Source organism: Dellaglioa sp. CoH-57-MRSF-19, assembly GCF_056781975.1.
The window spans coordinates 1-243 of the sequence record NZ_JBXAXW010000327.1 but is presented as its reverse complement, the minus strand read 5'-3'; the positions used below and the strand labels follow the sequence as shown (position 1 = coordinate 243).

The 243-nt window shown below is 52.3% G+C and carries 1 protein-coding gene; it reads left to right on the top strand.

Annotated elements, in window-relative coordinates; translation table 11 throughout:
• Positions 1–17: 17 nt before the first annotated feature.
• On the top strand, positions 18–243 hold a 226-nt coding region (locus AC1RO3_RS09375), incomplete at its 3' end, for a hypothetical protein (protein ID WP_481764149.1).

Genomic DNA, 243 nt, shown 5'->3' with positions numbered 1-243 from the left:
CGAAGGACGCCACCCTCTTGATTGATGTGTCCGATCAGCTCATTCGTGCGGATCGCATTGAACGCATCCGCGATGCGCGGCTTGCGTGCGCCACTATGACCTATATCTTCGAAGAGGAATCGTTGACGAAGGCTCATATCAATCAAGGCATCGTGATTCCTTATATGCCGACGTGGCGTCGAGACGAAGTGAACGAAACTTATACGAAGCTTCGCGATCAGGAACCCGGCGCAATCAAAAACG